Genomic DNA, 1,504 nt, shown 5'->3' with positions numbered 1-1,504 from the left:
TGTATTTCACTGGCACATTGGCAAGCCCGCTCGAAACGTCCATTGCCGTACTGCCTAGCGAGCTTCTGAAGCTGCGAGCAGGCTTTACAGCCTTGCAGAGAGTACTCAGGGAAATTGATGAACTGTGCTGAAACTAATGCCGAGGTGAATTCTCCAATGGTAGCGGCCCAAGTCATAAAGTGTGTTTTAGACTGCGCGGCATAGTCCTGATGACTTTTCGGTCTGTGACTGTTTTCCGTGGTCGCGCCGCCTTGAACAAAGCTACGCATGTGCATAGCAACCAGTTTATGTTGAAAGTAAATTTCCACCTTACTCTGACAGACTTTACTGTCCACATATTGCCCTGTCAGTTCATAGGGCACAGAGTAGGCGTGACCCAGTACATAAATGTGATAATCACGGTTCACTTTTTGCTGATGGATCCAACGGCCAATATCAAATGGCTTAGTCGGTAACGCGGCAAGTGTTGATTTTTCATGGCCCTCAAACCGCTCACGGCGATTACCTTCATATCGCTTGAATGGCCGTCGGTTAAGTTGTTCCAGTAACTCAGCAATGGCTTGATTAATTTCAGCAATACTGAACAAGCTGCGACGACGAAGTATCACAGTGATCCAACGCGTCACCAGTAACACTCCAATTTCAGCCAAGGATTTATCCTGCGGCCGCCTTACCCGTGCAGGGTCTATCACTACGCCATAGTGCTCTGCCAGCTCTTGATAACTGTGATTGACTTCAGGGAGTGTGCCAGGTTTGGTAATCGCGGATTTGAGATTATCTGGTACTACGAGTTGAGGAACACCATTGAAATAGGCGAACATTTTCTGATGAGCCTCCAACCAATCTTCGAGCTTTTGTGAACGCAATGCCATAGCAAACACCAGTTGTGAATACCCCAGCACGCCAACAAATATTTCAGCCAAATGTGTTTCGCCCGTTTGCGGATCTGTCCACGGAATACGCTTGCCAGCAAAATCCACAAAACACACTTCCCCAGGAGCGTAATATTGTCGCATGGAAATATCGATGCATTTTACGTATTCACGGTAATAATGGGTAAACTGCGAATAACAGTAAGCATCTTCTGGGCGCAGACTGCGGTACTCTTCCCAGAGCTGGATAAGTGTTTGATGTTTTGCTTGCATTAAATGGTGAATATGCGGCCAATCGGGTTGATGCTTTACGCTATCTGTTGGTACTTTAGGGCTCAGTCGGCTAACCAGTTTGTTGTCCGTAAGTAGCGCTAGGTCGGCTAGTTCACACGTACTTCCCTGTAACTTATCTCTATAAGTGCGTACCGTATTCGGTGATATACCCGCAAGCTGTGCAATCCGGCGATTTGAATAATTGGTACTTAGCAGTAAGCGGATTAACTGCCTTAATCGTTGTATGCTCATGGTGAGCTCCTTCATTTCATGGTTGATGAAATCAAGGCACAAGCATCCCTTGCTCCGGCACTCGCCGAAACTTGACAGTAGGGCATTAGGGCGCTTTAATGAAGTTG

General features: G+C 46.9%; 1 protein-coding gene. It reads right to left on the bottom strand.

The genetic code is table 11. From position 1 onward, the window contains the following. A partial coding sequence (istA, locus tag L2744_RS21375) for an IS21 family transposase (protein ID WP_248993757.1) occupies positions 1–1,397 on the bottom strand: 1,397 nt, incomplete at its 3' end. Positions 1,398–1,504: the final 107 nt, after the last annotated feature.

The sequence above is a fragment of the Shewanella profunda genome (genome assembly GCF_023283765.1).
GTDB lineage: Bacteria > Pseudomonadota > Gammaproteobacteria > Enterobacterales > Shewanellaceae > Shewanella > Shewanella profunda.
Note: the sequence above shows the minus strand (reverse complement) of the source record. Positions and strands in the feature narration are given on the sequence as shown.